The organism is Sunxiuqinia sp. A32 (assembly GCF_052690465.1).
The window spans coordinates 162,500-186,327 of record NZ_JBQYLI010000007.1 but is presented as its reverse complement, the minus strand read 5'-3'; the positions used below and the strand labels follow the sequence as shown (position 1 = coordinate 186,327).

Sequence of the window (23,828 nt, the reverse complement as noted above, 5' to 3'; positions counted from 1 at the left end):
TGGTTGGTTTAATCTGGAAGTTTGAACAGTCTTAATCTGGATTCAAATTATTGATTACAGAATAAATCATCTTGTTTTTGTAACATTTTGAAGTACTTTGCATCAAAGGAGCAAACTTTAAAAGAAATATAATGGAAGATTTAATGTTGACGCTAGTTTGGCTTGGTTTTTTTGCAGCCATTTTTTTAGGATGGTATTTTTATTTAAAAGCGCGTAATAAAGAACGGATGGCCTTGATTGAAAGGGACAAGGATGTCTCTGAAATTTATGCAAAAAGGGAACGGGAATTCCGGTTTCGTTTTCCATGGTTAAAATTGGGGATGCTGATTACCGGAGGAGGTCTAGGACTTAGTATAGCCGTTTTCTTGACGTTGTCAGATGAAGGGGCTGAGCTTATTAAAAGAACAGATGGAGCTGCTATCTTTGCACTAATTTTGCTTTTTGGTGGCATTGCAATGATCATCTCTCACTACATTGATAAGCCAAAGAACAGCTAAAAGAATGGATAACCTCCATATTCAGAAAGTACTCAGCGGGGACACCGAAAGTTTCAGGTATTTTATAATGAATTATAAAGACCTGGCATTTTCAGTGGCCCTTTCTGTGGTGAAAGACGAATTTTGGGCAGAGGAGGTTGTTCAGGAATCATTTATTAAGGTATTCAATAGTTTAAAATCATTCAAGGGGAAATCTTCTTTTAAAACCTGGTTGTACCGGATTGTTATTAATGAAGCATTTCAGCGATTGAGAGATGAGAAAAAAGAGCATGTGTATTCTGATAAAATCCGGGAGTATGATCTAGATGATGTGGATGATGGATTTAAAGGATTGAATCTGGAAGAGCAGGAGGTCGTTGTTCAGAAGGCGCTGAAGTTAATTTCAGCAAAAGAAAGTTTGGTGTTGAGGTTGTTTTATTTTGACGGTCATGATAATAAAACGATTTCAGATGAAACTGGTTGGTCTGAAGCAAATGTTAGGGTAATTTTGTACAGGGCGAGAAAAAGTTTGTTGGCAGTCATTCAGGAAATGATTAATAAAAACATTAAGGTTGAAAGCTATGGACAAGCAAAATAAGGAAGAAAAGGTTGTTGGTAAACTGATGCAAAAGTCGTTGGTTGAAATGCCATTTCGTGATTTTGAAGATAGATTGATGGCTAAAATTGTTGACGAAAAACAAAGGCAGAAGTCAGTTTCCAATACGATTCGAATTGCATGGATCTTCTTCTGCCTGGGTTTATTTTTTGGACTGCTAATTACCAGCCTTGTAGCTAACCTGGAACAATTAATAATTGGAATCCCTGCAAAAAAACTTGCATTTGGCTTACAAATAGGAATTGCTGTTATTCTCTTACTGCAGTTCGATAAGTTGCTCGACTTTACCATTAAGAGAAAGGAAGATTAGAACTTGGTAACTTCCGGTATCTCCTCTTGTTTTTCAAATTTAATATTCGCAACAATTCCCGATTTACTTCTCCAATTCATTGACGGACTTACTAAAGTCAGTTTTTTGCCTCGAATTTCTGCACGACGAATTTTATCTAACCCTTCACTATTCGGGAAAAACGATCCTTCTACATGATGTACCACATAATCTTTTTCACGATTGTATTCATAGGTGCCAAAATAAGAAACAGGCATAAATGCCACTTTAGATTGATCACATGGTTCGTCATTCAATGACTTTGGCATGTACTGAACCGAAAAATGTCCAGTCGGTGTATAATGTACATAACCAATTGCGTCTTCTCCGAATGGATACTCTGTTTCCCCGTTGGGACTTTCAATCTGAAATGAAGTTAATTTGTACGTTCCTTCAATTATTGTATGCATAATGATCAAATTTTATTGACATTAATTTACAGCGAAAAGTTTAAAAAGTTCACTAAGCAAATATGTTTAAGAAACTAATATTTTTGGATGTGGGATTTCATCCACTGGCCATTTGTTGTTAGTCGTTGTCGTTAAGTCATTTGTAGAAAATAAACACGGTGCAATTAGCATTGAGAAAACTCTCAGATTGAAGCGAGATTCATTTGCTGTCATTAGTAAAATCAGTAATTGGCATATGGATATTGCTGACTGTGACTGATCACTGAATACTCGTTACTGTAACCGGCAACTCGAAACTCGAATCACCCCAAAGCAACGTCCAAAGCCATCATGACCGCAAAACCAAGCATGGCACCAATAGTGGCAATATCTGTGTTCTTTTCCAATTGCGATTCAGGAATTAATTCTTCAACAACTACATAAATCATTGCACCAGCAGCAAACGAAAGTGCATAGGGTAGAATCGGTCTCATCATCAAAACAGCGGCTGCACCAATAACACCGGCAATCGGTTCTACAATTCCAGATGCCTGGCCATACATGAAACTTTTTGTTCGTGAGAATCCTTCGCGTCTTAACGGAACTGAAACCGCAGCTCCTTCCGGGAAATTTTGAATCCCAATACCAATTGCCAATGCGATTGCTCCTGCCAATGATGCTGCTGGAATGCCGGCTGCTACTGCGCCAAACGCTACGCCAACAGCAAGCCCCTCCGGGATATTATGCAAGGTGATCGCTAACACAAGTAGCACGCTTCGACGCCATGATGTGGAGATACCTTCTGCTTCTTCTTTTGGAAAACCCAAGTGAAGGTGGGGGATGAGTTGGTCAGCCAACCATAAAAAAGCACCGCCAGTTAAAAATCCAATTACTGCCGGAATCCATGGATTGTCAGTCGTTTCTTCCGCTAATTCAATGGCGGGGCTGAGCAACGACCAAAAACTTGCGGCAATCATTACTCCTGCAGCAAAACCCAACATACCATCTAATACTTTTCGATTGATTTTTTTGAAAAAGAAAACCATTGCAGCACCAACTGCTGTAACAAACCAGGTGAAAAGTGTAGCCATCAAGGCTTGCATTATCGGACTTAATTGAACGAACCAATTATACATATCTGTGAGTTTTTTTGAACTTGATTTTAGAGATAAAGTTGAAGTCACAAAATAACCCAATATTTACATACTTGTTCTGCTAAAAGCTTAAAATTATTAACAAAGTATTCTTTTAGAATTCATCACCTCTGATCGCAAAAATGCGTTTGTTGGTCATCCATCGTCCCCTGGTAAAATCTGGAAATTCTTGTGGTGCACCATTATTTTCAATTGAACTTTCTGAAAGAGGTGAAATTGCGCTCCATGCTGCTGCATCATATGCATCCATGGGAGGATGTTCATCCCTTTTTATGAATTCGACGAACGCATTATCCACAAAGAAATCCATTCCTCCATGACCAGCACCTGATGCATATTCTCCCCACCGTTTCCATAGTGGATGATCATACTGTTGAAGGTAGCTGTCCATTTTTTCCCACTGGTGTGGTGCTGATTTTCCTTCAACGTAAATTCGGTTCGTGTGATAATCGAATTCAGTAAGGCCTTTTACACCTTGAACTCTGAATCCAAGCGAGTAGGGGCGAGGAAGGTTGCAGTCGTGGGTGACGATGATTGATTCTCCTTTGGCTGTTTCAATGGTTGTTGTCACCACATCGCCGAGCTTCCAATTTAATTTTGCATTTGGATGATCTTCTCCTCCTGCCGGATGATTGACAATGTATTCATGAAGTCCACGAGCCTTTGTTGCAGTAGAAGTAAGTGAGGTAAAACGATTACCACGGTTGATATCAAGCATGGTTGCAATAGGTCCGGCTCCATGTGTTGGGTATAAATCTCCATTTCGTTTTAGGGAATGCATGGTTCGCCAGCTTGCTTCGTTGATTGCTTTTTCTCCAAATTCAACCCCTCCACCATGAGCTTGTTTGCCATTGTTGAATTTTACTTCACGCAAGTCATGTTGATATCCACAACGAGCATGAACCAATTCTCCAAATAATCCTTCCCGAACCATTTGCAAAACTGCCATTACGTCGCGTCGGTAACACACGTTTTCCAGAATCATGCAGTGCTTGCCAGTTTGTTCGTGGGTATTTACCAAGTCCCAACATTCCTCAAGCGTATTTGCAGCGGACACTTCAACTCCTGCATGTTTTCCAGCTTTCATAGTCGCTACTGCCATGCGGGTATGCCACAACCATGGTGTCGCGATGATCACTCCATCAATATCTTTTTGTTCAAGTAGATCCAGGTAGGAGTATTCATTACCAGTATATATTTTGGGCAGAGGATGGTTATATTCTGTAAATAGCTTTTTGGAGGCATCCAGAGCAACCTGATTAATATCGCAGATGGCTGGCACAATTACGTCATCACGCATAAGAATATTGCGCAGATGATTTCGTCCCCTTAATCCAACACCAATAAAGGCGATTCTTATTTTTTCATTCGACATTGATTTTGCAAAAGTAAAACCGGGAGAAACTGCTATTCCTAATCCTGTAGCGGCAGTTAGCTTTACAAATTTTCTTCTTGAAGATTTCATAGTTTTGTTGGTTTGAGGTATTCCGAACTCTGATTACTATATTTTTATATAAATTTTCTGTTTATACATCCGATAACAAATGTACCACAATGAGAATGTACTTGCTAGGGTAGTAAGAAAATGAACCCATAATTCTCCAGCCCAATTAAATGCAGAAAAGGTAAATGGAGTAACAATTTCGTTAATTAATTGAGCTCCTCCAACATGCGCAAACAGGTAAATAAATAGCGGATTCATTCCAACCACTGCAAAAAATAGGACTCCTTTTTTCAAGTTGAGCATATCAATTAACCAATAAGAGAGAGTCAAGGCTAATAGTGTCCAGCCACCACTGGCAAATACAAAAGAACTGGTTGCTATTCTTTTGATAATTGGGATAACCGGATTCAGTCCATATCCAATAATAAGAGTTGTTAATCCGGCAATAATCAATATATATAGTTTTTGTTGGTTTGTTTTATTACTCATCAAAAGCTTGCCAGCCAGCACTCCCCAAATTGTATGCGCAGTAGTTGGTATGGCGTTAATTGACACCCAATGCCCTCCGGATAACTCTCCGGAAATTAAGAGATCAAACCATGCACCGAAATTATGATCAGGTGTAAAAGGTTGAGTAAAACCTTCAATCCAAAATGTTCGATACACCAGCTCAGAAAGGGCAATTAGTGCAATTGATGTGATAATTTGCGTTGTGATTGATTTTCGCATGATCAAAAAAGCAATCAGAATAGTGACAGATAATTGAGCGAGCACATTTTGAAAGAAAAAGGTAATCCGTCCTTCGGGTATGCAGTAAAGTGCCCATCCGAGGATAAGCAATAATAGAGAACGTTTGAGAATATGCCTAAATATATGTTGGTGTGTTTCTCCTTTTTTTATTCGTTTTGCATAGGAAAGAGGCATTGCCACACCGACTATAAACATGAAAAAGGGTTGTATTAAATCCCAAAAACGTAGTCCATTCCATGGATGATGATGAAATTGCATTCCAATAGAATAAATAATTGTGGTCTTTAATTCTGGAGCAACCAGGCAATCAAATAGGTGGGTAAATTCAGCAATCAATAGAAGCATTGTAATTCCCCGAAAGAAATCAAGTGAGAGTAATCGTGATTGGGTGAATTCGTTTTTTTCCATTTTCCAGCCAGAGTTTGTCAAAAATTTAGCTTCAAATTGAATTTGAAAATTCAAATATATAAAAATGCGTGTACGTGCACACATCTTCGAGTGTGTTTTAAAATTTTTTCCATAAAAAAGGCTCTGTCAAACGACAGAGCCCTTTCAGAGTTATGTGGAAATTAATTATATAATAGCTTCCATTGCTTCCATTGCTTCACGCAATTCAGCACCAATAATTTCTACATCGTGGTAACGAATATCATCGTTAATGTCGATCAATTCTTTGTTGTCAACGTGTCCGTCTTTGCCTGCATTGAAGTTAGTTCCAATAATGTCAGTCTCAACAGTTTTCATGAAGTCTGCCAATAATGGACGTGCGGCATGATCAAATAAGTAACATCCGTACTCTGCAGTATCTGAAATTACACGGTTCATCTCGAACAATTTTTTACGAGCGATGGTGTTTGCAATAAGTGGAGTTTCGTGCAACGATTCGTAGTATGCACTTTCAGCTTTAATACCAGCCTCAGTCATTACTTCAAACGCCAACTCAACACCAGCTTTTACAAATGCAACCATTAACGTACCGTTGTCGAAGTACTCTTGTTCGCTGATTTCAACATCTCCGGCTGGAGTTTTCTCGAAATCAGTTTCGCCAGTTGCAGCACGCCAGGTTAACAGGTTTTTATCGCCGTTCGCCCAGTCTTCCATCATGGTAGAAGAGAAGGTTCCGTCCATAATATCGTCCATGTGTTTTTCGAACAATGGGCGCATAATAGATTTTAAAGTATCGGCAATTTTATATGCTTCGATTTTAGCTGGGTTGCTCAAACGATCCATCATATGAGTGATACCACCTAATTTTAAAGCTTCAGTTGTAACTTCCCATCCGTACTGGATGAATTTAGAAGCGTAACCTTTTTCAATTCCTTTTTCAACCATTTTGTTGAACATTAGAATTGATGCAGTTTGTAGAACACCACAAAGAATTGTTTGCTCACCCATCAAGTCTGATTTTACTTCAGCAACAAATGAAGAATGAAGTACACCTGCTTTGTGACCACCAGTTCCGGCACAGTATGCTTTTGCAATTTCTAAACCGTCTCCGTTAGGATCGTTTTCGCGGTGAACAGCAATCAAGGTAGGAACACCAAATCCTCTTAAGAACTCAGCACGAACCTCTGAAGCAGGAGATTTTGGAGCAACCATAATAACTGTTAAGTCAGGGCGAATTTCCATTCCTTCTTCAACAATATTGAATCCGTGTGAATAAGACAAACATGCTCCTTCTTTCATTAATGGCATAGCAGCATTAACTACTGGAGTGTGGTATTTGTCTGGAGTTAAGTTTAAAACTAAATCAGCTTGAGGAATCATTTCTTCGAATGTACCTACAGCAAATTTATTATCAGTAGCGTTTTGCCATGAAACTTGTTTTTCTTCAATTTCAACTGCACGCAATGCATATGAAATATCTAAACCGCTGTCGCGCATATTTAAACCTTGAGCCAAACCTTGAGCGCCACAACCTAAAACAACAATCTTTTTGCCTTTTAGATAGTCAACACCATTTGCGAATTCTGATTCATCCATGAAATCGCATTTTCCTAATTGCTCCAACTGGATGCGTAAAGGAATTGAGTTAAAATAATTAGCCATTTTTATAAATTTTAAATGTAAAATAAGTCTGTTTCGATTTTATTAATACAAAGCAAGAAAATATTGATTAGAATGTAGAGTAAAAAAGCATGAATTTTTGGTAATATTCATGGATTTTAAAAAACGAAGAGAAAGAGGAATCATTTTTTCGATTATAATTCAATTATTTATGAATAAAATATGGATGGTAATATTTTTACTATTTGACCATCTCAGTTCGGTATTGAAGCGGTGAATAGCCCGCTTCCCTTTTGAAAAATTTCGTAAAATACGACTGGTCTTCAAAATTCAGTTGAGTTGCAATATCAGAAACGCTCATGTTCGTGTGTACTAGTAAACGTTTGATCTCCAATACTTGTTTCGCTTTTACAATCTGACTTGAAGTTTGCCCCGTAAATTGTTTGACAATTTGAGTTAGATGGTTGGGTGTGATCGCCAACAAATTGGCATATTCCTTTAGTGATAAATTTTTGTGGTTATTTTCTTCAATTAGGTGGTAAAATCGTTTGACCAGCAAATAACCTTTCCCTTTCGATTTTAAATTTTCTTCGCTGTGGTAGCTTGATGTACAGGTTGTAAGGATTAAATCCAATAAAGATCGCAAGGTGTCGAGCGGATTCTTTTGATTGTCTTTCAGCTCTGAGATACTTCTTAAAAATAGTTCTTCTAAAAAGTGAATGTCAGCTTGTTTTTCCAGTTGCAGAGGTGGATTATCCTGGCTTAAATTATAGAAAAAGGGAAATTCGATCAAGCTGTTTTGATTGCTTCTATTAGCAAGGTAAAAATCAGCAGTGAAAATAAAAATATAACCTTCAATGTCATGCGAAAATTCAAGCTTGTGGGCTTGACCGGGTGACATGAAAAATACGCAGGGAGGTTTTATTTCGTATTTATTACTATCTATTACATGAAAACCGGAACCTTTCATTAGGTAAAGAACTTCAAAAAAATCATGTCTATGTGGATATTTCACGCTGAAGTGGCGTTTCGCATCAAATACCTCCACCTGGAATTGCTGGCTTTTTCGTTCAGGTGAGCTGAAATTATGAAGGCTGTATACCGGTAATTGTTCCGCTTTCTCTTTCATTGACATCCGATTTCTTACGAAAATAAGAAGAATAAAATTAATATTTAAAGATGTCTTCTCACATAAAGTTGCTCGTGGCAATAAGCTAATACAAAAGAAAGCCCTGAAGAAATTTCTTCAGGGCTTGTATCTGGTTTTTAATCCATTGCTTCTAATAGCGCATCCCGTTCTTTCAGGAATTCCGAAAGGCGTTCGATAGGATCTCGTGTGATTGCAATTCTTCCTGAACGAATAAACTGAAGTACTCCAAATTGGTTGAGCGATTCAAAAAGTTCTTGAGTTTCCTCCTTGTGTCCTGTTTTTTCGATTACCGTAAATTCTTTGGTAATCTCTAATATGCGGGCTCCGGACTTGCGCACTAACTTTTCAATTTGGTCACTATCATAAAGTTCATCAGTTGGTACTTTATACAGAGCTAACTCCTGATATACCATTTCGTCGTTGGTATGGTAGAATGCTTTAAGCACTTCAACCACTTTTTCCAATTGGCCAACTACTTTTTTTACACGATCTTCAGTTTCATTCACAACAATAGTGAATTTTGAAATACCTTTAATTGCAGATTCAGAAACCGTTAAACTTTCGATATTCATTTTCCTGCGAGTAAAATTAATCGTAATTCGATTCAATAACCCGATATGGTTCTCAGAATATATGGTGATGTTAAATTCTTGTTTCATTTGAATTGATTTTTAGGTTATGCTTCCAATATAATATCTGAAACAGATGCTCCCGAAGGAACCATTGGGAATACGTTGTCTTCTTTTTCAACAACAACCTCAAGTAAATAAGGTCCATCATGATCAATCATTTGTTGAACCCCTTTGTCTAGTTCTTCACGTGACGTTACTTTGTGTCCGGCCATTCCAAATCCCTTGGCAATTGTGATGAAGTCAGGGTTGTCAAGTTCCGTAAACGAATATCTTCTATCAAAGAACAATTGTTGCCACTGGCGAACCATTCCAAGGAAATTGTTATTCAACAACACGATTTTTACAGGAAGTTTGTTTTGTACAATCGTACCTAATTCCTGAAGGGTCATTTGGAAACCACCATCACCAACAAAGGCGACAACTTTACGGTCTTTTGCTCCAAGCTGTGCACCCATCGCAGCAGGAATTCCATATCCCATGGTTCCCAGTCCACCTGATGTAACCACACTTTTCGAGTGCTTAAATTTGAAGTAACGAGCAGCTACCATTTGTTGCTGACCTACGTCAGTAACCAAAATAGCATCATTATTTGTTTTCTCAGAAGCCATGCGAACTACTTCGCCCATGGTCAACCCATCTTTGGTAGGAGTTAAATCTTTGCTGAAAACTTTTTCATTTTCGATAGCATCACAATCACGGAATTCTTTCAACCAGCTATCATGATTATTTGCGCTAACATTGTCAGTAAGCATCTTCAATGACTTCTTTGCATTTCCTAAAACTGCAACATCTGTTTTGATAATTTTGTCGATTTCAGCAGGATCAACTTCCAAATGAACGATTTTTGCATTGGTTGCATAGGCGCTTACTTTCCCAGTAACACGGTCGTCGAAACGCATACCAACAGCAATTATCAAGTCTGCTTCGTTTGTTTTAATATTTGGACCATAGTTTCCATGCATTCCCAACATTCCAACATTTAGTGGATGTTCTGTCGGAAGAGCTGAAAGTCCCAATAAAGTCCACGCAGCAGGGATTCCCGTTTTCTCAACAAATTCTTTTAATTCGGCTTCAGCATTTGCAATAATAACACCTTGCCCAAATAACAACAATGGCTTTTTGGCACGGTCAATTAGTTCTGCAGCTGCTTTTACCTTAAAAGGATCTACAGGATGTTCCGGAATGTACGAGCGAACTTTGGTACATTTTTTATATTCGAAGTCCAATTCCTGGAATTGTGCATCTTTGGCAATATCTAACAATACAGGGCCCGGTCTGCCTGACTGGGCAATATAAAATGCCTTAGCCATTGCAGCTGGAATTTCGTCCGCTGAAGTAACTTGGTAATTCCACTTGGTAACAGGCATTGAAATACCTACTACATCTGATTCCTGAAACGCGTCGGTTCCCAAAAGTGGGGAAGCTACTTGCCCAGTGATACACACTAGCGGAATTGAATCAATCATAGCATCTGCGATACCAGTAATGAGGTTTGTTGCCCCAGGACCGGATGTCGCAAAGCAGACCCCTGCCTTGCCGGTGACTTTAGCGTAACCCTCAGCAGCATGGATAGCTCCTTGCTCGTGACGGGTTAAAATATGAGTTACTTGTTTGTCAAAATCATAAAGTGCATCATAAATGGGCATAATTGCCCCACCAGGATACCCAAAAATGGTATCAACGCCTTCCTCTAACAAAGAGAGGATAACAGCTTCTGAACCGGTAATTCTTTTTGTAGCCATAATATAATTGAGTTTATAATTTCTTCTAATCGATTAATCGGATTGCGCCTTTGTCTGCTGACGAAACCATACTTGCGTATGCTTTTAGTGCCTTACTTACCTGCCGAGGACGTGGCCCTGGCTGGAAAGCATCTTTCCCTTTTGCTTCTTCCTCAGCCCTTCGTTGTGCCAGTTCTGCATCATCAATTAATACATTTATTTTACGAGCAGGGATATCAATCTCAATAGGATCACCATCTTTTATTAAACCAATAGCTCCACCGGCAGCTGCCTCAGGAGAAACGTGTCCAATGGATAAGCCTGATGTACCACCAGAGAAACGTCCGTCTGTGATCAACGCACAAACTTTATCCAGTTTCATTGACTTCAGGTAAGAAGTAGGGTAGAGCATCTCCTGCATTCCCGGTCCACCTTTTGGTCCTTCATAACGAATAATAATTACGTCACCTGCCTGAACTGTATCGCCTAAAATACCATTGCAGGCATCATCCTGTGAATGGAAGACACGGGCTGTACCTTTAAATTGATATACAGATGGATCAACACCGGCAGTTTTCACAATACAGCCATCTTCAGCAATATTCCCGTATAGTGCAGCCAGTCCGCCATCTTTACTGTAAGCGTGCTCAATATCGCGAATGCATCCTGCAGTGCGATCAACATCTAATTCTTTATAATAGTTTTCCTGTGAGCCTAAAACAAGGTTGCGAACACCACCTGGTGCTGATTTGTATATGCGAAGCGCATTATCCGCTATTGTTTCTGTAGTTACGCTATATTTTTTTACTGCTTCTGCAAGTGTTAGTCCATCAACACGTTTGGCTGAGGCCTCCAACAGCCCTCCGTTAACAAGCTCTCCTAAAATTCCTAGAATTCCACCTGCACGGTTCACATCCTGAATATGGTAGCTACTACTGGGAGCAACTTTACAAAGGTTTGGTGTTACTCTGGACAATTCATTGATATCTTTCATGGTGAAATCAACACCAGCCTCATGGGCAATTGCTAAAATATGCAATACAGTATTTGTCGAACCTCCCATGGCAATATCCAGCTTCATGGAATTATCAAATACATCGCGGGTCGCAATGCTTCGTGGAAGTACATCCTCATTACCATCCCTGTAATATGCGTAAGTGTTTTTTACAATTTGTTTGGCTGCATCTTCAAACAGTTTTTTGCGGTTGGCATGTGTCGCCAAAATGGTACCGTTTCCTGGAAGTGCAACTCCCAAAGCTTCTGCCAAACAGTTCATTGAGTTTGCTGTAAACATACCTGAGCAACTTCCACAAGTTGGACAAGCATCTCTTTCAACTCTTAGGAGTGTGTCATCGTCCACTGATTGGTCGGCTCCCATAACCATGGCATCAACCAAGTCAAGCATTTTGCCATCAACTTCGCCAGCCTCCATTGGGCCACCCGATACAAAAATGGCAGGAATATTCAGGCGCATTGCAGCCATCATCATTCCAGGAGTAATTTTATCGCAGTTCGAAATGCAAACCATCGCATCTACCTTGTGTGCGTTACACATATACTCCACACTGTCTGCAATTACATCGCGCGAAGGAAGTGAATACAACATTCCGTCATGCCCCATTGCAATACCATCATCAACAGCAATTGTGTTGAACTCGGCTGCGAAACAACCTTGTTTTTCAATTTCTGCTTTAATAAACTGACCAATATCGTGAAGGTGGACATGTCCAGGGACAAACTGGGTAAATGAGTTAACCACTGCAATCATTGGTTTGCCAAATTGTTCTTCTTTCATTCCGTTGGCACGCCATAAGCTCCTTGCTCCAGCCATTCTGCGGCCTTCGGTTGTTGTAGCTGATCGTAATTTGTTTTGCATATCAAACGTCTTTTGCTTGTTCTTAAAAAAAGCCCTTCTCGTAGAGAAAGGCTTTTGAATATTATTTGTTCAACAATCATGAGCCTTTCTTAGTGAAATCCAAGAATGACGACCACAATGACTAGCAAATGATATGTTGAAGTAAAATGTTTCATAAAAAAAGTTCTAAAATGAAAAAAGCCATTCCCTGTTTGTGAGAATGGCTATCAGTTATACACACGTGCAACATCCTCACTTCGCTTGTGAAATGACAACTACGACTAGAATGATGACGTTAAGTATGATAGCCCAATTTTTCATTTTGTGTTCTTCTAGGAAGCAAATGTAGGAATTAATTTGAAAAACCAAAATTAATTTGAAAGCAAATCTCCCATTTAAGATAAAAATTGGCAGATAACTAGTGGTGTTCAATGATAAATCAAAACATGAAGCAATAGTTTTGATTTGCAGTTTTTATTGAATGAAAAAATGATCAAGAGGCGTCAATTATCCTTGCGTTGTAGCAAAAAAGGATGAGATCTTTTTTTTGAAGATGACATCCTTTTTCAAATATACTTTCCCGTTCAGGAGAAGACATACATGGGATTAGTTCACCCGTGTTACTCCACCGGAAACCACAAATTTCATCGCTTCGGCAGGAGGCATGTCCAATGGATTTACAGCCGTTGATTCAATCATATACAGTTCTCCAGAGAAATTGTAGGAGTGCGGAAAGTAAACAGCTACGAGACCTTTCATCCCAATTTCTTCCAAACTTTTTTGGGTGATAAAACCGATTTTCCACAGGTTGTTTTCCTTATTAATTTGAACAGTAACTGGTTGGTTGAATTTCTTTTCTTTACCAACAAAAGCGGAAAACAAGTCTGCTAGCGAGCTGTAAATTACTTTGAGCAAAGGCGCCCGTTCCAGCAATCGTTCAAATAGAAACTTAAAGGGACTGGCAACAATGCTTTGCCCAACTAAACCTAAAAGGGTAACCAATATAAAAATCAGGACAAGGCCCAATCCGGGTATAGCAATGCCAAACCAATGCTCAAGTTGATCGCGTAAAAGTCCGTCCAGAAAATCAAAAATAAGGTAGATGATGTATGCCGTAATGGCCAAAGGCGCTACTAAAACCAGCCCTTGCATAAAATATGTGAATAATTTTTTCATGATGCTTTGGAGTTTATTTTTCTGCTGGGAAGTTACAAAATATCGGGTTATGCCATGAATCGAATCGTTTGTTTTTACAATTCTGTTGCCGTTAGCCGCTTAACCGCTAAGCCGTTTATCGGCTTAGCGGATTTCCCTGTCACTTATAATTAATCCAAATTAGTTATACCGAAATATAATTTCTAATCAATTTAGTAAATTGGGCATCCCAAAAACAAGGGCAACATAATAATTTTGTGCTGTGGAATTTTAAATAGTCCATCGCATTCTTTGAAATTAAAAATAGATTGAATATGAGATTGAGTAAATATTTTTTTCTGCTGTTTTTTATGTGTACTTCAACTTCCTTTGCGCAAACAGTAGTAAAAAAACTTGATACATGGAAATTCTCGAAAGGGGAGAATACTGCTGCCTCGCAGATAGACTTTGATGATTCAGATTGGCAATCAGTAGCCGTACCTCATGATTGGGCTATTTACGGTCCTTTTGACAAGGAAGTCGACAAACAAGTTGTTAAAATTGAACAAAATAATGAACAAGAAGCAACGGAAAAAACCGGTAGAACCGGTGCTTTGCCTTTTATTGGAGTTGGTTGGTATCGAACCACGATAAATCTTCCTGAGTTTTCTGATAGCAAACAAGCACTACTTGCTTTTGATGGAGCCATGAGCAATGCCGAAGTATTTGTAAATGGTGAAAAGGTAGGTGAACGGCCCTATGGATATAGCTATTTTTATTTTGATATTTCTAAATATCTTCAAAAAGGAAAAGAGAATGTTATTGCAGTTCGCCTGGAAAACTTTCCATTTTCTTCGCGCTGGTATCCTGGTGCTGGCTTGTACCGTAAGGTTCAAATTATTGTAAAGGACCAGGTGAGTTTTAAACATTGGGGGCATTTTATCACCACTCCAATTATTACTGAAAATCAAGCCAAAGTTAATATTCGTTCGCAGGTGCAGGGAGAAATTGTTTGTATTACTACCTGCATTAAAGATGCGGATGGGAAAGTTGTGGCTGAAAAAACAACTTCAGAGCGATTTGCTGATGAAATAGAGCAAAACATTGCAGTTAAGAATCCAAATTTATGGAGTCCTGACCACCCTTATTTATATACTGCAGAATTGAAACTATATCAGGGAGATGTTTTAAAAGATACGGAGTTTGTGCGCTTCGGAATTCGCGAAATAAAATACACTGCAAACAAGGGGTTCGAACTTAACGGAACAGTGACAAAATTCAAGGGAGTATGTTTGCATCATGATTTGGGTCCCATCGGTACAGCAGTTAATAAAACGGCACTCAAGCGGCAACTAACCGTTTTAAAGGATTTGGGGTGTAACGCCATTCGTTCTTCTCATAATATGCCGTCCATTGAACAATTGGAGTTATGTGACGAAATGGGATTTCTGTTTCTGGCCGAAAGTTTTGACGAATGGAAAAGGCCTAAAGTTGAAAATGGTTATAACCATTATTTCGATGAATGGGCAGAAAGTGATGTGGAGAATTTGGTGCGTGCTACCCGCAATCATCCCTGTATTGTAATGTGGAGTGCTGGTAACGAAGTTCCCGACCAATGGGTGAGCGATGGCGTGAAAAGGTTGAAATGGCTTCAGGATATTTTTCATCGTGAAGATCCGACAAGGCCGGTTACTGTAGGAATGGATCAGGTAAAGGCAGTGATGGAAAGCGGTTTTGGAGCAATTTTAGATATTCCGGGATTGAACTATCGTGACCATTTGTATGAAGAAGCTTATGAAAGATTTCCTCAAGGCTTTGTTTTAGGTTCGGAAACAGCTTCAACCGTAAGTTCTAGAGGGGTGTATAAATTTCCTGTTGTAAATGAGCCGGGGAAAACCTACCCTGATTTACAATGTTCTTCTTATGATTTAGAATATTGTAACTGGTCTAACATTCCGGAGGATGATTTTATTTTACAAGATGATAAACCATGGGTGATTGGTGAATTCGTATGGACTGGTTTTGATTATTTGGGGGAACCTACGCCTTACGATGATTATTGGCCTTCCCGAAGTTCGTATTTCGGCATTTGCGATCTTGCCGGTCTGCCCAAAGACCGATATTATTTGTACCGCAGTCGTTGGAATACAAAAGATGAAACCTTGCACATTCTTCCTCATTGGAACTGGGAAGGACGCGAGGGCGAAACCACTCCCGTTTTTGTGTATACAAATTATAACTGTGCCGAATTATTCATCAATGGCAAAAGCCAAGGGATCCAAAAAAAGAGCAATGAGTCTAAGTTAAAGCGATATCGGTTGATGTGGATGGATGTTAAATATGAACCGGGAACATTGAAAGTGATTGCCTACGATGATCAAGCGACGGCAGTTGCTGAAAAGACAGTTGTTACATCGGGGAAACCACATCATATTAAACTTGAAGCAGATCGGCAAACCATTGAGGCAAATGGCGAAGACTTAAGTTATGTGACAGCAACCATTGTTGATGAAAACGGAAATACTTGCCCAAACGCTTCAAATCGGTTGAATTTTAAAGTAAAGGGAAATGGTAAGTTCCGTGCAGTTTGTAATGGCGATGCAACTTCATTGGAAGTATTTCATAAACCTACAATGAACGTGTTTAACGGTAAATTGGTTATTTTGGTTCAGTCGTCTACCCAGGCAGGAGATATTGAACTAACAGTTTCCGGAGATGGTCTCAAGAAGGGGAAAATACGATTGTTAGCAAACGAACTTTAGAGAAGCATGGATCGGTTTCGTTCAGGAAAAAACAAAAAGGTGATTCATTTCTGAACCACCTTTTGTCTCAATTTCGTTCGTATTAATCCAGATCAAAACGATCAAGGTTCATTACTTTGTTCCAGGCTGAGATAAAGTCTTGAACAAACTTTTCCTGAGAATCGTAACTACCATACACTTCAGCCAATGCCCGAAGCTCGGAGTTTGATCCAAAGATTAAATCGACACGGGTTCCGGTCCATTTGAGTTTTCCGGTTTTACGATCATGGCCTTCAAATAAATCTTCGTCTTTTGATGTGGCTTTCCATTTCGTACCTAAGTCAAGCAAATTGGTGAAATAATCGTTGGTGAGTGATTCCGGCCGATTGGTGAATACTCCATTCTTTGAATGATCGAAGTTTGTGTCTAGCACACGCATTCCACCAATGAGAACGGTCATTTCAGGTGCTGTTAGTGTCAACAGTTGTGAACGATCAACAAGCATTTCCTCAGCCGACACCGTGTATTTTTTCTTCATATAGTTACGGAAACCGTCTGCTTCAGGCTCCAAATACATAAAGGATTCCACATCTGTTTGCTCTTGCGAAGCATCAGTTCGTCCCGGAGTGAACGGAACTGTAACACCATGACCAGCATTTTTCGCTGCTTTCTCAATAGCTGCACATCCGCCGAGTACAATCAGGTCGGCCAATGAAACTTGCTTACCAGACTGTGCACTGTTAAAGGCTGTTTGTATGCTTTCGAGGGTTTTCAAAACTTTTGCCAGTTGTGCCGGATTATTTACTTCCCAGTCTTTCTGTGGAGCCAGGCGAATGCGTGCGCCATTGGCACCACCTCGCTTATCAGAGCCACGGAAGGTTGAAGCCGATGCCCATGCCGTAGATACCAATTGAGACACCGACAAATCTGTTTCTAAAATTTTGGTTTTAAGTTCTGCAATGTCCTTCTCGTCTATTAATTCATGCGTTACTGCAGGGACTGGATCTTGCCAGATCAATTCTTCAGTTGGAACTTCCGGTCCCAAATAGCGGCTAATTGGGCCCATATCACGATGGGTTAATTTAAACCATGCCCTTGAAAAAGCTTCGGCAAACTCGTCTGGATTTTCATAGAAGTGTCTGGAAATTTTTTCATATGCCGGATCAAATCGCAAGGAAAGATCTGTCGTTAGCATAGAAGGGGCATGTCTTTTTGAAGGATCGTGAGCATCAGGGACACTTCCGGAACCAGCTTGTCCTTTGGGTTTCCATTGATATGCTCCTGCTGGACTCTTGGTCAGTTCCCATTCATAATCAAATAAGTTTTCAAAAAAGTTGTTGCTCCATTTTGTTGGTGTTTTTGTCCAGATTACTTCCAGACCGCTACCAATCGTGTCTCCTCCCTTTCCGGTGCCAAAGGTATTTTTCCATCCAAGGCCTTGCTCTTCAATACTTGCAGCAGCTGGTTCTGGTCCTACATATTCATCAGGATTGGCGGCACCATGGGTTTTTCCAAAGGTGTGTCCACCAGCAATTAATGCTACCGTTTCGTAGTCATTCATCGCCATCCGACCAAAGGTTTCACGAATGTCTTTGGCCGCTAATAACGGATCTGGATTTCCATCCGGACCTTCCGGATTTACATAGATCAATCCCATCTGAACTGCTGCCAAAGGATTTTCCAAATCACGGTCATCTCTATACCGTTTGTCGGCTAACCATTTACCTTCCGATCCCCAGTATATATCTTGCTCGGGTTCCCAAATATCTTCACGTCCACCACCAAAACCAAACGTTTTGAGTCCCATCGACTCAAGCGCGCAGTTTCCGGTGAGGATCATCAGATCAGCCCATGAAATTTTTTTGCCATATTTTTGTTTGATTGGCCACAAGAGCAAACGTGCTTTGTCAAGGTTGACATTGTCTGGCCAACTATTTAGCGGTGCAAATCGCTGAGAACCTGATCCACCGCCACCACGGCCATCTGATAGTCGATAGGTACCTGCACTGTGCCAGGCCATTCGAATAAATAACGGTCCATAATGTCCGAAGTCGGCTGGCCACCACTCTTGTGAGTCGGTCATTAAATCGAAGAGGTCTTTTTTGATGGCATCCAAATCAAGCTTTTTGAATTCCTCGGCATAATTGAATGCTTCACCCATTGGATCAGATAGGGAAGAATGTTGTCGAAGAATGTTTAAATTTAATTGATTTGGCCACCAGTCTTTATTTGATGTGCCGCCGCCTGCACTATGCTGCGCCGAATGACCATTAAAAGGACATTTACTTTCGTCGTTTGTATTGTAGGCTGATTTGCCCGAATCTGAGTTATTTCCCATTTTAAGTAGATTTTGAATGTTTCATTAAATTTAGAATAATCAGTATTTATTGAACTTATAGGTTTATTATATATGCTTATAGTGAGTGCATGGCTTTGATATCCTGTCAAACCGAAAGATCAAACGTTGTTGATATTAAATGTAGAATATAAATTAAAGTAAGACAGTGTAAGGCCTTTGTAATGAATAACATTTCATTGGATAAACAGTTCAGGGAATCATAATATTCATCACCTCGAGAAAGAAAAAGAGTGGAGAAAGCATTAAAATAAATCACATTTTCCTTTGGAAATGAAATTTAAAGTTGACTTGAAATATGGCCATTTTGCTATAATGGATAAGACTGAAATGTTGAAATATAGGAGCTAATAATTATTTCAATGTAGTGCTTTTTTGAAGGGACTTAAACATTTCCAAGGCAGCAGGAAAAGGTTGCAATGCTCGTTCAAAAATTCCCAACGAATATGCGATGGTTAATCCATAATTGGTAAGCGGTACATTAGCTTGACGCGCTTTCATTAACCTGGAAAGCATTTCACGACGGTTCCACATGCAGGCTCCGCAATGGATGATGATTTTGTATTCTTCTACATTTTTAGGAAAATCATGACCTCGTGCATGATCAATTTGCAGTTTCCCACCGACATATTGTGTCAACCAGCGAGGGATTTTTACGGTGCCAATGTCTTCACCAATCGGGTGGTGGGAACAAGCCTCTGCAATTAATACTTTGTCGCCGGATTTTAACTGGTCGATTGCCATTGCTCCACGAACCATCTCTGCCAGATCTCCCTGGTGTCGGGCAAATAAGATCGAGAAGCTGGTTAATGGAATTTCGGGAGGAGTATCAGCTGCAACTTTCAAAAAGGCTTGACTATCAGTTACCACTAATTTTGGTGGTTTGTTTAATCGTGAAAGTGCTTCCCGAAGTTCACGTTCCTTAACTACCATGCAGAATGAATCTCCGTCCAGCAAATCCCGAATGCTTTGAACCTGAGGTAAAATCAACCGACCTTTAGGGGCTTCCTTGTCAATTGGAACTACCAAAATGGCAGCTTCACCAGGTCCTACTAAATCGGAAACAATACTTGGGCGATTAATAAAATCATCGGGAGCATTTTTAAGAATTAACTGTCGTAATTCAGGAATCCCAAAGCCAGTTGTTGCTGACGTTTCAATAAATGGGAGCTTGTCCCCGGCAAAGCTATTAACCATGCAGGATCTGGCTTGGTACAAGTCCACCTTATTAAAAACAATGACAGCCGGAATCTGGCGAGCCTTAAATTCCTGCAGTAATTGTTCTTCAAAATCACCCCAATCCTTGCTGTTCGAAATAATGATTCCCAAATCAGTCCGGTCAATCACCGCCATGGTTTTCTCAATTCGTTTTTCACCCAAGGCACCCACATCATCAATACCGGCAGTATCAATAAATAGAACCGGGCCAAGAGGCAACAATTCCATCGGTTTTTCAACCGGGTCGGTGGTTGTTCCGGCAACATCTGAAACAATGGAAACTTCCTGACTGGTCAGCGCATTTAAAATGGAAGATTTTCCAACATTCCTTCTACCGAAAAGTCCAATATGCAAACGAAAAGATTTTGGCGTTCTCATGTTTTATTTTTCAGCCCGAAATTTACAAATACGAAGATCGATATTCAACTATTTTTGAAAGTTTAGTTTTTCAATTCTTTTCATTTTATAATTAGAGGTAGGAAACTCAGAACGATTACATATATCAGTAGACACTCTGGTAGAGGGTTATTATACTAACCCAGGGTGGAGGGTAACGGAATCCTGGGGCAAGGAGCACTTGTATATTCAGGTGCATCTATTGAACGCATAGTAGTTTTGGAATTATTTCATGCACTCCAGAATTTGGCGTTAAATTATAATCATATAGAAAAAAGAAAGGCTGCCCTTGCAGACAGCCCTCTGTAAATTATTAAATCATCAAATGCTACTTTTTGTCGCCGCAAGCTTTTTTCTCACCGCAGCATTTCTTTTCAGTTTTAGCATCGCTGCAACCTTCTTTTTTCTCAGTTTTAGCTTCTTTCTTATCTTTTTCGTCAGCTACTTGTTCTGTTTTAGCTTTTTGTTCCTGAACAGGCATGTTAACAGCGAATGTAACTCCAAAAGCAAAAACAATAGCTAGCATCAATACCAATTTTTTCATCTTCTCTAATTTTTAGTTAATATTACGAACGCAATCTATGAAGAATGAGTCTAAATAAAAATAGCATTAACAATTGTTTAGAATTTTTTAATAAAATGAAATAAATTGTTAAAAGCCTAACTTATTGACAGATTCTGGGGATATAAGCTGTTCGAATTGATTTTCACCTAAATACTTATGTTGAAGAATAATTTCCTTGATGGATTGTTCATCCGTTTTTGACTGGTTTAGAATATGCTCACATTTTTCATATCCCAAAACAGGAATAAGAGCAGTTATTATTGCAGTTGAGTTTAAAACCTGATCACGACATTTATGCTCGTTGGCAGTTATTCCATGTACACATTTACTTGTTAGATTTTTACAAGCGTTTGATAGGATTGATATACTTTCCAGCAATGCATGTGCAATTAATGGGAGAAAGGCGTTTAACTCCAGATTGCCGGAGGATGATGCCTGAAAAATCGTTTGGTCATAGCTGGAAACCAACATAGCGGACTGGATCACAGCCTCGGGAATTACCGGATTCACCTTTCCCGGCATAATGGATGACCCAGACTGCATCGCTGGCAGGTTGATTTCGCCTAATCCGGCAGCGGGGCCACTTGACATGAGTCGCAAATCGTTCGATACCTTTATAAGGTTAGAGGCGCATGCTTTCAGGATTCCTGAAACTTCAACAAAAACATCCGTATTTTGCGTGTTCTCCATCAAGTTTTCAGCCCGAGCCAATCCAAATCCTGTGAGTTCACGTAATTTGTCAGTAACCTTGAAAATGTATTGACGAGGTGCAGCTAATCCACTTCCAATGGCAGTTCCTCCTAGATTAATTACTCGCAGGCGTTCTTCACACTTATAAATCCGCCATCTGTCGCGATTAAAGGCTTCAGCATATGCAGCCATTTCTCGGCCTAGTGTAGTTAAAATAGCATCTTGTAATTGAGTACGTCCAATCTTTACAATATGTGAAAACTCTTTTTCCTTTTTCTGAAAAGCTTCCTGTAATTCCAATACAGTTTGCTCCAGTTGCCTCAATAAATTAATGGTAGCCAGCTTTAAAGCTGTTGGGTATGTATCGTTGGTGGATTGGTGAAGGTTGATGTCATCTAATGGAGAAATCAGTTGGTAGTTGCCTTTCTCTTCACCGAGAATTTCCAGCGCCCGATTAGCAATTACTTCATTCACATTCATATTGGTCGAAGTACCTGCTCCTCCCTGAAGCGCATCAATTTTAAAATGTTGGTTGTGCGCTCCATTTGCCACTTCGGTACAAGCTTGTTCAATGGCGATGCCTTTTGCATCTTCTTTAAAATAGCCCAACTCACGGTTTACATGAAAACAAGCCAGTTTCACCCAACCATATGCATGGATTAATTCCGGATGAATTGAATGATTGTTAATTTGAAAATTTTCCAGAGCTCTAGCAGTATGGATTCCATAAAAAGCATCTGCAGGAATTTCTTTGGGGCCAATTGAATCAGTTTCAGTGCGGGTTTTCATAGGTAGAATATTGGTTAGCAGAATACGTCTTTTTGACCATTGATTACCCGATCAACGAGTTTTCTTGCACGATCTTTAGGCAGACCTTCCAACTCCTTGATTGTTTTTTCAATTAATTCAGTTCCTACTTTTTTAGTTTCGGAAGAAGCATAATCATTCAAATATTCCATAAAGCTTGAAAGGGCATTGGGGCCGCAGTGCGATTTGATAGCGCCTGGTTTTGCCAAGTCCATAAAATCCTGTCCGGTGCGTCCTAAACGATAGCATCCTGTGCAAAAAGAAGGAACATAACCCATGCCTGCCACGTCGCGAATTACTTCATCTAAAGGTCGGTGGTCACCCAAGCTAAACTGGCCATCAATTTCATTTTCAATTTCGTCTTCATAACCACCCGGATTGGTACGGCTGCCTGCTGAGATTTGTGATACTCCCAACGCAAATGTGTCTCTGCGCATTTGTGCTGTTTCACGCGTTGACATGATAATTCCTGTGTAAGGAACGGCCAGGCGCAGGATGGCTACAATCTTGCGAAATTCCAAATCAGAAACTGCGAAGGGTGGGTGAGAGGCAATGTCGGATCCTGTCGCAGGTTCCAGCCTCGGAACACTGATTGTGTGTGGTCCAACACCAAATACTTTCTCCAGTTCATTGATGTGTTGCATCATGGCTAACAACTCGAAGCGGTAATCAAATAATCCAAATAGGACTCCAATTCCCACGTCGTCAATTCCAGCTTCCATTGCCCGGTGAAGGGAGCTGATTCGCCAATTGTAATCACGTTTCTTACCTCCGAGATGAACCTTTGAATAAGTTTCGCGGTGATAAGTTTCCTGGAAAATCTGGTAAGTTCCAATGTTTTCATTTTTCAATTGGCGGAACTCTTCAGTTGAAAGGGGGGCAATATTTACATTAACCCTGCGAATGTTGCCTTTGTCTGTTTTCGATTCATAGAGGGTGCGAATGGATTCCAATACATACTGAAAACCTTGTTTGGGATAGGCTTCCCCGGCAACCATGAGTAACCGTTTATGTCCCTGGTTGATTAGTGCAATAGTTTCATTCGCGATTTCCTCCTGATTTAGAACCTTTCGGGTGATGCCTTTATTTTTTGCCCGGAATGCGCAATAGGTGCATTCGTTGGCACATAAATTCGAAATGTAAAGTGGGGCAAAAATTACGAGCCTGTTCCCATAAATGGTATCCTTGATGAAATTGGCTGTTTCAAAAAGCTCATGCAGTTGTAACGGATCGTTGATACCTGTTAACACGGCAACATCTTCCAGATTAAGACCTTTTAATTCCTGGGCTTTTGTAATTACGTCTTTTACTTGTGCCTGATCAGGCTTACTGTATTTTTGGAGAATGTCACTGATTTGTCCTTCGTTGATAAACGTATTGTTGATGATGGTTTCCATTT

19 protein-coding genes are annotated in these 23,828 nt (G+C 39.8%); 4 read left to right on the top strand and 15 right to left on the bottom strand.

Annotated elements, in window-relative coordinates; translation table 11 throughout:
* Nucleotides 1-131: 131 nt before the first annotated feature.
* Genes ACUNWD_RS09515 through ACUNWD_RS09505 form a run of 3 tightly spaced genes read left to right on the top strand, consistent with a single transcriptional unit; the run spans nucleotide 132 to nucleotide 1,402 of the window.
* Nucleotides 132-497, top strand: coding sequence for a DUF6249 domain-containing protein (locus tag ACUNWD_RS09515; RefSeq protein ID WP_445587565.1), 366 nt, complete (start codon nucleotides 132-134; stop codon nucleotides 495-497).
* A 4-nt stretch (nucleotides 498-501) separates the two neighbouring features.
* Nucleotides 502-1,074: an RNA polymerase sigma factor gene (locus ACUNWD_RS09510; RefSeq protein WP_445587564.1), complete on the top strand. Its 573-nt coding sequence runs from the start codon at nucleotides 502-504 to the stop codon at nucleotides 1,072-1,074.
* On the top strand, nucleotides 1,058-1,402 hold the full coding sequence (locus tag ACUNWD_RS09505; protein ID WP_445587563.1) for a hypothetical protein: 345 nt from the start codon (nucleotides 1,058-1,060) through the stop codon (nucleotides 1,400-1,402). Before ACUNWD_RS09510 ends, ACUNWD_RS09505 begins: the two co-directional genes overlap by 17 nt.
* Here the strand turns inward: ACUNWD_RS09505 and ACUNWD_RS09500 are convergent.
* The 10 genes from ACUNWD_RS09500 to ACUNWD_RS09455 all read right to left on the bottom strand — a co-directional run bounded on the left by ACUNWD_RS09500 (nucleotide 1,399) and on the right by ACUNWD_RS09455 (nucleotide 13,698).
* A complete protein-coding gene (locus ACUNWD_RS09500; RefSeq protein WP_445587562.1) occupies nucleotides 1,399-1,830 on the bottom strand; it encodes a lipocalin-like domain-containing protein in 432 nt (143 codons plus the stop codon). The two genes, ACUNWD_RS09505 and ACUNWD_RS09500, sit on opposite strands and share 4 nt — an antisense overlap.
* Before the next feature lie 302 nt (nucleotides 1,831-2,132).
* Complete coding sequence (locus tag ACUNWD_RS09495) at nucleotides 2,133-2,945, bottom strand: ZIP family metal transporter (protein WP_445587561.1); 813 nt, start codon at nucleotides 2,943-2,945, stop codon at nucleotides 2,133-2,135.
* A 112-nt stretch (nucleotides 2,946-3,057) separates the two neighbouring features.
* Complete coding sequence (locus ACUNWD_RS09490; RefSeq protein ID WP_445587560.1) at nucleotides 3,058-4,428, bottom strand: Gfo/Idh/MocA family protein; 1,371 nt, start codon at nucleotides 4,426-4,428, stop codon at nucleotides 3,058-3,060.
* Nucleotides 4,429-4,464: 36 nt separating this feature from the next.
* Nucleotides 4,465-5,565: an acyltransferase family protein gene (locus tag ACUNWD_RS09485; RefSeq protein WP_445587559.1), complete on the bottom strand. Its 1,101-nt coding sequence runs from the start codon at nucleotides 5,563-5,565 to the stop codon at nucleotides 4,465-4,467.
* Between the two features lie 165 nt (nucleotides 5,566-5,730).
* On the bottom strand, nucleotides 5,731-7,206 hold the full coding sequence (gene ilvC / locus ACUNWD_RS09480; protein ID WP_445587558.1) for a ketol-acid reductoisomerase: 1,476 nt from the start codon (nucleotides 7,204-7,206) through the stop codon (nucleotides 5,731-5,733).
* A 199-nt stretch (nucleotides 7,207-7,405) separates the two neighbouring features.
* Entirely contained in the window at nucleotides 7,406-8,293 is an 888-nt protein-coding gene (locus ACUNWD_RS09475) for a helix-turn-helix domain-containing protein (RefSeq protein WP_445587557.1), read from the bottom strand.
* Between the two features lie 137 nt (nucleotides 8,294-8,430).
* On the bottom strand, nucleotides 8,431-8,973 hold the full coding sequence (ilvN, locus tag ACUNWD_RS09470; protein ID WP_445587556.1) for an acetolactate synthase small subunit: 543 nt from the start codon (nucleotides 8,971-8,973) through the stop codon (nucleotides 8,431-8,433).
* Nucleotides 8,974-8,990: 17 nt separating this feature from the next.
* Nucleotides 8,991-10,688 carry a biosynthetic-type acetolactate synthase large subunit gene (ilvB, locus tag ACUNWD_RS09465; RefSeq protein ID WP_445587555.1) on the bottom strand — a complete coding sequence of 566 codons (1,698 nt, stop codon included), beginning with the start codon at nucleotides 10,686-10,688 and terminating at the stop codon, nucleotides 8,991-8,993.
* A 25-nt stretch (nucleotides 10,689-10,713) separates the two neighbouring features.
* Nucleotides 10,714-12,543 (bottom strand): dihydroxy-acid dehydratase, encoded by a 1,830-nt coding sequence (gene ilvD, locus ACUNWD_RS09460; RefSeq protein ID WP_445587554.1) that lies wholly within the window; start codon nucleotides 12,541-12,543, stop codon nucleotides 10,714-10,716.
* Between the two features lie 585 nt (nucleotides 12,544-13,128).
* A complete protein-coding gene (locus ACUNWD_RS09455) occupies nucleotides 13,129-13,698 on the bottom strand; it encodes a DUF502 domain-containing protein (RefSeq protein WP_445587553.1) in 570 nt (189 codons plus the stop codon).
* A 293-nt stretch (nucleotides 13,699-13,991) separates the two neighbouring features.
* On the opposite strand from ACUNWD_RS09455, the gene ACUNWD_RS09450 reads away from it, so the two are divergent.
* Nucleotides 13,992-16,418 carry a DUF4982 domain-containing protein gene (locus tag ACUNWD_RS09450; protein WP_445587552.1) on the top strand — a complete coding sequence of 809 codons (2,427 nt, stop codon included), beginning with the start codon at nucleotides 13,992-13,994 and terminating at the stop codon, nucleotides 16,416-16,418.
* 82 nt (nucleotides 16,419-16,500) lie between these two features.
* Here ACUNWD_RS09450 and katG read toward each other — a convergent pair whose 3' ends face one another.
* The 5 genes from katG to hydG form a co-directional block, all read right to left on the bottom strand.
* Nucleotides 16,501-18,735 (bottom strand): catalase/peroxidase HPI, encoded by a 2,235-nt coding sequence (gene katG / locus ACUNWD_RS09445; protein ID WP_445587551.1) that lies wholly within the window; start codon nucleotides 18,733-18,735, stop codon nucleotides 16,501-16,503.
* Between the two features lie 372 nt (nucleotides 18,736-19,107).
* On the bottom strand, nucleotides 19,108-20,349 hold the full coding sequence (hydF, locus tag ACUNWD_RS09440; RefSeq protein WP_445587550.1) for a [FeFe] hydrogenase H-cluster maturation GTPase HydF: 1,242 nt from the start codon (nucleotides 20,347-20,349) through the stop codon (nucleotides 19,108-19,110).
* Nucleotides 20,350-20,695: 346 nt separating this feature from the next.
* Entirely contained in the window at nucleotides 20,696-20,911 is a 216-nt protein-coding gene (locus ACUNWD_RS09435; protein WP_445587549.1) for a conotoxin, read from the bottom strand.
* A 108-nt stretch (nucleotides 20,912-21,019) separates the two neighbouring features.
* Nucleotides 21,020-22,411, bottom strand: coding sequence for an aspartate ammonia-lyase (locus ACUNWD_RS09430; RefSeq protein ID WP_445587548.1), 1,392 nt, complete (start codon nucleotides 22,409-22,411; stop codon nucleotides 21,020-21,022).
* Nucleotides 22,412-22,425: 14 nt separating this feature from the next.
* The gene (hydG, locus tag ACUNWD_RS09425) at nucleotides 22,426-23,826 is read right to left on the bottom strand and encodes a [FeFe] hydrogenase H-cluster radical SAM maturase HydG (protein ID WP_445587547.1); all 1,401 of its coding nucleotides are present in this window, start codon (nucleotides 23,824-23,826) and stop codon (nucleotides 22,426-22,428) included.
* Nucleotides 23,827-23,828 lie beyond the last annotated feature (2 nt).